Origin of the sequence: Bacillus sp. RIT 809, from assembly GCF_016892495.1 — a bacterium.
Classification (GTDB): Bacteria; Bacillota; Bacilli; order Bacillales; family Bacillaceae_G; genus Bacillus_A; species Bacillus_A cereus_U.
Window position 1 is genome coordinate 32,138 of the sequence record NZ_JAFEMR010000034.1, and the last position, 7,564, is coordinate 39,701.

A 7,564-nucleotide genomic window follows, 5' to 3' on the forward strand; every position below is an offset into this window, starting at 1 on the left:
TATTCCTCTTTCTAGTACTATTAAATTGTAACCCTTGTTTTTGACACGTCATCATTTCTCTCCTTTTTCTCTATACATGTTCCATTCTATTTATCTATTATTTACATGTATGTATTCCATTTCTTTGCACTATTAAGTTAAATACTTATAGAGCAAGAAAGTGTTTCCAAAGAAACATGTTAATTATACAAGATTCTACATACATTTCACACTGGAATTTTAGTAATAATTTTATTTTTAAGCAGTGAAAAAATACATAAAATGTCTATAATTCATTTGAAGCTATAAGAAAAAACAGACTATCACATACGTGAAGTCTGTTTTTCCTCTTTCTTTACTTTTGTATGTCGGCCCATTTCAAGCTTGTTGCTGGGCCAAATTGATGTACGTATAAATCTTTCACGTATGGTTTTTGTAAGTAAGATAATCCGCGCTGGAATACTGGTGCGATTACTGCATCATCAAGGAGCATTTTTTCCGCATCTTGCAATGCCTTCCAACGAGCTTTTTCATCATTACCTAATTCTGTTTTAATCTTTTTAATTAACGCATCATATTCTGGATTTGCATATCCTGTATTATTGACAGTACTTCCCGAAAGGAATACTTCTAAGTAAGTCATTGGATCTGGATAATCAGGTAACCAGCGTGATAACGACATTTCATATTCTTTTTTCTTCTCTAACGCTAGTTTTTGAGTATGTGGTTGTAATTTCACATTTACTTTTAGCCCTGGTAAGTTTTTCTCAAGCTGTTCTTTAATATATTCGCCTACTTTTTTAAAGTTCTCTAAGTCATAGTTTAATAGTTCTAACGTCACTTCATTTGTGCCTGTCTCTTGTTTCGCCTTTTCCCAATATTCTTTCGCTTGTTTTACATCAGTCTTATTAAACTCACCTGCCGTACTTCTAAAATCTTTCTTATCTGGGCCTTTTAAAAATCCTTTTGGTACGTAATAATTCGCAGCAACTGATCCATCATTTAAAAATGAAGTCGCAAGTCCCTTCTTATCAAAAACTGTGCTAAGTGCAAGACGTGCGTTTTTATTTTTAAGAATCGGTACATTTTCATTGAAACGGAAGAAATACATAACCGGATCTGTATATTGTTTCAGTTCTTTATTATTTTTATATTTATCTACGAATTCTGTAGAAATGACAGCTCTATCAACTTTATCTGTTTCATATAAATTTACCGCCGTTGAAATTTCTTTTACAATTTGATAGTTTACTTCATCTAACTTTACTTCTTTTTCATCCCAATATTTATCGTTTTTCTTCATTGTAAAACTTGCTTCGTGCTTCCACTCCGACAACGTAAACGGCCCATTATACACCGCTTTATTTGCCTCTAAACCGTATTTATCACCTTGCTCTTTCGCAAAATTTTCATTAATTGGATAGAACGACGGTAAAATAAGTAGTTTTGTAAAATACGGTACTGGATGTTCTAATTCCACAACAAACGTTTTATCATCTTTTGCTTTCACACCTAATTCTTCTAATCCTAATTGTTTCTTATTTATCTTTTCCGCATTTTTCACATCGTACGCAATATATGCATATTGAGAGGCTGTATCTGGATTAATAAGTTGCTTCCAAGCATATACGTAATCATGAGCTGTTACTGGATCGCCGTTAGACCATTTCGCATCACGTAAGTGGAATGTATAAGTCTTTCCGTCTTTACTCACTTCATATTTCTGTGCCCCAGCCTGGATCACTTCATCATTTTTCGATAAACGGAATAACCCTTCCATTACGTTATTCAAAACGTTAAACGATACGGCGTCTGTTACTTTCCCTGAATTTAATGATGGAATTTCACCCGTTTCTAGTAGCTGTAATACTTTCTTCTCATCTTTCGGCTTTGTAGTTGTTTTTTCTTTTGCACAGCCAACTAAAAATGAAGAAACTAATAGAGTACTAACTAATGAATAGCGAACTACCTTTTTCATTTCAAAACCCCCTCTATTTTTTAAGGTAAGTAACGACGAGAACCAGCGTATTCTTCTATATATCCTGGTGTATTAAGCGGTATAATCTCTACCGATCTTTCAGCTCTTGGTGAGTGAATCATATTACCATCACCAATATACATCCCAACGTGATGGACACTACCTTTTCCTTGATTATGTGCAAAGAATATTAAATCGCCCTTTTGTAGGTTTTCTTTATCAACCGCAATTCCTGCTTTTGATTGTGGCCCAGAATCCCTCGGTATGGTAATGCCATGTGATTTATAAATCGTATGTGTAAATCCAGAGCAATCAAAACCAAACCCACTTGTACCAGCCCATATATATGGTAATCCTAAAAACATTTTCCCAGTGTTTATTAGATCATCAGCTGTCGGCTTTGGAATATCATTTTGAGAACGGTAAACCGTTCCGTCATTTTTTCGTAGCCACGCCTTCTGACCATTTGGCAACAACACGCGGTATGAAATCGTATCTTCACTAAGTAGCGGCAGTCGCGTATTATAGCTCACTTCAAGTGATTTATGTTTTTCAGAAGGATTTATATATAAAATTGCTGTCGGTTTCGTTACTAATACGAAAGGTTCATTTGTTTTATCTGCAAATTCCTGATTATATGTTAATTGTTTTTCAGGCATCCAACCTGGATAACCTACTTCGTTTCGGGGTGTTGGCTGTCCGTGCACTAGTACTTTTACCCAATCACCTTTTTTATCAATGACCGTTACCTCTTGACCGAGTAGCGCTTGCGTTTCTAATTTATTTGCACTCGTTAACCAAAGCTTCTCATCAAGCGTCATTGATTTCGTCCACTTCCACAAATCAACTGGGTTTGTTGCACTCGGTGCATCGATTGGCCGAAGCGAATCTGGTGCGGTCCATAACGTCGCAGCTGCCACATCAATAAATGCTTTCTTATCTTTTTTCTCTTCGGCATTTGCCGATGTGAAAGATGAAAAAATGAATAATGTCGTTAATAATGCAGTCCCCACTTTTTTCATAATATATCCCCCTTAAAAGATAGTTTACTAGGTACTCCTCCTAAGATTGTATATTCACTACAGAATGCAGGTTTACCTTTGGGCCAGTGTAAGTCATCCCTTCTGGCTCTTCTACTAACCATAACGGTGCATCAAGATCAAAGTAATGAATATTTGGATGAGCCACAGCTAAATGTGCAACAGCGCTAACTGAAAGTGAAGATTCCATCATACTTCCAACCATACACTTCACACCTGCTGCTTCCGCAATATCCGCAATTTTCCAGGCTTCTCGAATACCACCGCATTTCATTAACTTAATATTAAGTAGGTCTGCATATCCTCCTTGGACAATCTTTAATGCGTCGCTTGCCGAAAACATACTTTCATCTGCCATAATAGGCGTTTGTACATTGTCCTTCACGTACTTTAATCCATCCCAATCTTTCGCATGAACTGGTTGTTCTACAAATTCTATATTTAAATTTCTATTCTCCATTTCTCTAATAATAGAAACCGCTTCTTTCGGTTTCCATCCTTGATTTGCATCTAAACGTAACGTCGTATTCTTTGGAACCACATTTCGAATTGCCTCTATGCGTTCCAAATCTAAATGTGCCTCTTTACCCACCTTAATTTTTAATGTTTGGAATCCCTTTTCGATATGCTTTTCTGCTTCTTTTGCCATTAATAAAGGTCCATCCACACTTACTGTAATATCAGTATAAATCTCTTTCTTTCCACCTAGTAATGCGTATAACGGTATGTTGTGCAATTGACAATACACATCGTATAAAGCCATATCTACCGCCGCTTTCGCACTTGTATTTCCTATACAACTCATTTGAATGTGTAACAATAACGTTTGAAATTGCAGTACATCTTTTTCAACTAATACAGAACGAATTGGTCCTAATATTGCTTCCTCCATCCCGTTGGCAAAATCACCTGTAATAACCGGCGTTGCTGCAGCAGCTCCTCTTCCAACAATTCCTTCATCTGTATGAATAAACACATCTATACTTTCGATTTCCGTTACAGTACGAAGCGCTGTTTTAAACGGTGTATGAAGCTTTACATGTCGGCGGTTTACCTTCACATCGGTAATTTTCATTTTGTTCATCCTTTCGTTGTTTATAGAGTGATACTTTAATACACGGGAGACTTTATTCTGCCCGTTAATGCGAAACAAAAAAATCCAGCCATAAGAAGATTCTTACGGCTGGATTTTGTCTATGAATGGGTAGACAAAGCAGCAATCTGATTATATTTTTTCTGTGCATCCTTTAGCGCTACAAGTAGCGCCTTTTGAGACGAACCGAAGTATCGATTTTTTATTTCTGTTACTAATGCTGGGTCATTAATATTTTTATGTAGAAACAAATATTTAACAAATTGAGATGTTAATGCAATTGTCGCTGAGCAATCTGCATCTACAATTTTCCCTGTATCCTTCTCAAGTACAAATGCTACAAAATAACTTTTGAACTTTTCGGTAATGGGATTATTTTGAGGTGCTTTCGCATCCCCTACGACGTAAATTGTATTTGAAGCGTACACAGCTATCTTCCTTTCTTATACGAGGATAACGGTTTTCTTAACAGACGTATAAGCTGTTAACTCAACGTTGATCAAAAAATGTATCCGCTTACCTTGTATTATATACAATTGACAGAATTTTAACAATATTTATTTTGACATATATTCCATAATTATGGAAACCTCTTAAAACAATTAAAAATGGCTCAAACTTCTCATTTTTACAATATGTCATTGCTCCTTGTACCATGACATTCACACTACAAACACCTTTTTCCTCATACATCAAAAAACAGTTAGCTATCGCTAACTGTTCCACCACTTCACTTTGGCAATACGAATATTGTTTCGTTTGACTTAGAAAATTGATACTCTTTTCTCGCAAACTTTAATATTTCTTCTTCATTATCCGTTAAATTCTCGATGTTAGTCTTTAAAGAACCTTGATCTTTCTTTAAAGAAACTAATTGTTTCTTTTGGTTCGTTATTGTATTTTGTTTGCCATTAATTACTTCTTGTTGTTTCGTCAAAATATATTGAACGTAAAAAGTAGTCGCAGCAATAAAAATGAACATGAAAATAAAACGCCTTAACTTCTTCTTATTTATAGTTCGATTGTCGTTAGGCTGTGATAGTTGCTCTGGTATATTAGGAACATTTACTCTTTTGAGTTTCCTCATTTTCAAATCCCCCTAACCCATATTTTTTCACTACCATAGGCACGATCTCTTATTAACTTAAATTCTATTCTTATAAAATAAGCTCCTTCACAAAAAAATCTCACAAATTAACCAATTAGAGATAGCGTTCGACGACATCTCTGTATTTAAAATGAGAATTTTTATTTATGCTGCTATAAAATAGTAGTTTATGTTATTCTTTTTCCCCAATTGTAGAAAACATTTTTACACATATAAATTCTAGTTTTGCATACCGATGTTATAACATGCTTACAAGGAGGAAAAATGATGCACTACCGCAAATTGGGTAAAACTGGAATTACTGTTTCTGAAATTGGCTTTGGAGCGTGGGCGATTGGCGGCGATGAATGGGGTCCTGTTAACGACAAACAATCTATAACCGCTATGAAGAAAGCAATTGAATGCGGCGTAAACTTTATTGATACTGCTGATGTATACGGATTAGGACATAGTGAAAGGTTAGTAACTCAAGCGATAAGAGAGCACCGTAATAATATCGTTTTATCAACGAAAGGTGGTTTAATTGGACATCACTATGATCCAAGTGGAGAGCCTGTTTATAATACTGCCGAAAAAGTGATCGCAGTATTTGAAACTAGCTTACTGCGCCTAGAAACAGATTATATTGATGTTTATTTCTGTCACATTTGGTGGGATAAACAAGAAGAAACAGAAGCATTTTTACGCGCATTTGAAATATTAAAACGGGACGGAAAAGTAAGAGCTGTTGGTGTTTCAACTCACGACCTACAATATATAAAACACTTCAATAAAAACGATGAAATTGATGTTGTGCAACTTGATTACAACATATTAAACCGAAAACCAGAAAACGACATACTGCCCTACCTACAAGAGAACAATTTAGGAGCTGTTATACGCGGACCTTTAAAAATGGGGATATTAACTGGAAAGTTTACAAATAAAACAACTTTTCCTGATGGAGATTTACGCAAAGAATGGCCAAAAGAAAAGTGGTTTCAAGAAGATTTACAAAAAGTAGAAAAATTAAGGTTACTCTCAAATAAAAATCAGACATTAGGACAACTTGCACTTCGCTACGTCCTCTCCCATCCAGCAGTATCGGTCGCAATTCCTGGCGCAAAAACAGAAACACAAGCGAAAGAAAATGCAGATGCAACTACCCGTCCGATCCTTACAGATGAGGAATTAGCGTATATTCAGTCAATATAAAACAAGACCAGCAGTTGGATTTTTCCAACTGCTGGTCTTGTTTTACTTTTAATATTGTAAATCAATATCATATTCCATTCTCTTCGCTGTTTCTTCAGCAACCCGAGCACCTAACAAATTTTTCACAATATGAAATGACATATTAATTCCGGCTGAAATTCCACCAGACGTAATAATATGCCCCTCATCTACAAACTTTACATTTTCTAATACTTCAATATTCGGAAAATCATTTCTAAAACTTTCAATACTTGCCCAATGTGTTGTCGCTTTGAAGCCATCGAGTAATCCAGCTTTCGCAAGTAAAAGCGCACCGGTACAAACAGAAGTCATTAACTTTACTTCTTTCATTTGCTCGCGGATCCAATTTGTTATTATTTCATTTTTCATTTCGTTTTCTCTAACACCTAACCCACCAGGAATAATTAAAATATCAACTGGAGGCAAGTTTTCGATACTATAGTCCGGTTGTACCTTTAATCCATTTCTCGCTGTAATCATTTCTCCATCTTGACTAACAGTATGAACTGTAAATGGTTGACCTTCACTTGTTGCTGTAACGGAAAAGACTTCAAATGGGCCCGCAAAATCTAACACTTCCACTTCCTTAAAAAGAAAAATCCCTACATTCCAGTGGCTAATCAAAAGCTCACTTCCTCTTGCAAATGATGTAATAGGGATTCATGCCCTTTTTCTAAAGCAATATCATATGCGGTTTTCCCATCATTTTTCTTAATCATTTTATTAGCACCATTTTCAAGAAGTAATATAATGATTTCTTCATCTCCTAATAACGCTGCTTCATGAAGTCCTGTCCAGCCACCACTTTGCACAGCATTCACATCTGATCCCTTTTCAATTAAGAAAGCTACAAGCTCGCTTTGCTTATTCGCAATTGCTGCTTGAAGAGGTGTATTTTCATTTTCGTTTTTTGCTCTAATATGTATTTCTGCTCCCTGTTCTAAAAAGAAACTTGCAATTTCTTTCTGTCCAAAATAAGCAGCTAAGTGAAGCGGTGTCCATCCATCTTCACTAAATGAGTTAACAACACTTGGATCCGTATTAATGATTTCTACTACCTTTTCTTTTTCCCCGCTTATGACTGCTTGTAATATTGATATGATTTGTTCCATAATGAACCTCCATGTATACAAATATTAAATACCCCTTAA

At 35.5% G+C, this 7,564-nt stretch carries 9 protein-coding genes; 1 reads left to right on the forward strand and 8 read right to left on the reverse strand.

The window, feature by feature from the left end:
* Positions 1-334 precede the first annotated feature (334 nt).
* The 6 genes from JTF23_RS25120 to JTF23_RS25145 all read right to left on the reverse strand — a co-directional run bounded on the left by JTF23_RS25120 (position 335) and on the right by JTF23_RS25145 (position 5,177).
* Positions 335-1,957 carry a peptide ABC transporter substrate-binding protein gene (locus JTF23_RS25120; protein ID WP_199692907.1) on the reverse strand — a complete coding sequence of 541 codons (1,623 nt, stop codon included), beginning with the start codon at positions 1,955-1,957 and terminating at the stop codon, positions 335-337.
* Positions 1,958-1,977: 20 nt separating this feature from the next.
* On the reverse strand, positions 1,978-2,979 hold the full coding sequence (locus JTF23_RS25125) for a C40 family peptidase (RefSeq protein WP_204210041.1): 1,002 nt from the start codon (positions 2,977-2,979) through the stop codon (positions 1,978-1,980).
* A 40-nt stretch (positions 2,980-3,019) separates the two neighbouring features.
* Complete coding sequence (locus JTF23_RS25130; RefSeq protein ID WP_204210042.1) at positions 3,020-4,081, reverse strand: dipeptide epimerase; 1,062 nt, start codon at positions 4,079-4,081, stop codon at positions 3,020-3,022.
* A 110-nt stretch (positions 4,082-4,191) separates the two neighbouring features.
* Entirely contained in the window at positions 4,192-4,518 is a 327-nt protein-coding gene (locus JTF23_RS25135) for a DUF3870 domain-containing protein (RefSeq protein WP_016105108.1), read from the reverse strand.
* Positions 4,519-4,606: 88 nt separating this feature from the next.
* Positions 4,607-4,882, reverse strand: coding sequence for a hypothetical protein (locus tag JTF23_RS28280; protein WP_204210043.1), 276 nt, complete (start codon positions 4,880-4,882; stop codon positions 4,607-4,609).
* Positions 4,821-5,177, reverse strand: coding sequence for an FtsB family cell division protein (locus JTF23_RS25145; protein WP_002161475.1), 357 nt, complete (start codon positions 5,175-5,177; stop codon positions 4,821-4,823). The genes JTF23_RS28280 and JTF23_RS25145 overlap by 62 nt, the downstream gene beginning before the upstream one ends.
* 288 nt (positions 5,178-5,465) lie before the next feature.
* On the opposite strand from JTF23_RS25145, the gene JTF23_RS25150 reads away from it, so the two are divergent.
* Positions 5,466-6,392, forward strand: a complete 927-nt coding sequence (locus JTF23_RS25150) for an aldo/keto reductase (RefSeq protein ID WP_078174665.1) — start codon at positions 5,466-5,468, stop codon at positions 6,390-6,392.
* Positions 6,393-6,440: 48 nt separating this feature from the next.
* Here the strand turns inward: JTF23_RS25150 and JTF23_RS25155 are convergent, their stop codons facing one another.
* Together JTF23_RS25155 and JTF23_RS25160 are read right to left on the reverse strand one after the other, a co-directional pair.
* Positions 6,441-7,037 (reverse strand): DJ-1/PfpI family protein, encoded by a 597-nt coding sequence (locus JTF23_RS25155; RefSeq protein WP_016105111.1) that lies wholly within the window; start codon positions 7,035-7,037, stop codon positions 6,441-6,443.
* Positions 7,034-7,525 carry an ankyrin repeat domain-containing protein gene (locus JTF23_RS25160; RefSeq protein WP_002161472.1) on the reverse strand — a complete coding sequence of 164 codons (492 nt, stop codon included), beginning with the start codon at positions 7,523-7,525 and terminating at the stop codon, positions 7,034-7,036. The genes JTF23_RS25155 and JTF23_RS25160 overlap by 4 nt, the downstream gene beginning before the upstream one ends.
* Between the last annotated feature and the right edge of the window lie 39 nt (positions 7,526-7,564).

What these genes read in the sequence shown, in the direction of transcription:
- JTF23_RS25160 (WP_002161472.1), bottom strand. Translation starts at nt 7,525, where the DNA reads ATGGAACAAATCATATCAATATTACAAGCAGTCATAAGCGGGGAAAAA.
- JTF23_RS25145 (WP_002161475.1), bottom strand. Translation starts at nt 5,177, where the DNA reads ATGAGGAAACTCAAAAGAGTAAATGTTCCTAATATACCAGAGCAACTA.
- JTF23_RS25125 (WP_204210041.1), bottom strand. Translation starts at nt 2,979, where the DNA reads ATGAAAAAAGTGGGGACTGCATTATTAACGACATTATTCATTTTTTCA.
- JTF23_RS25150 (WP_078174665.1), top strand. Translation starts at nt 5,466, where the DNA reads ATGCACTACCGCAAATTGGGTAAAACTGGAATTACTGTTTCTGAAATT.
- JTF23_RS25120 (WP_199692907.1), bottom strand. Translation starts at nt 1,957, where the DNA reads ATGAAAAAGGTAGTTCGCTATTCATTAGTTAGTACTCTATTAGTTTCT.
- JTF23_RS25130 (WP_204210042.1), bottom strand. Translation starts at nt 4,081, where the DNA reads ATGAACAAAATGAAAATTACCGATGTGAAGGTAAACCGCCGACATGTA.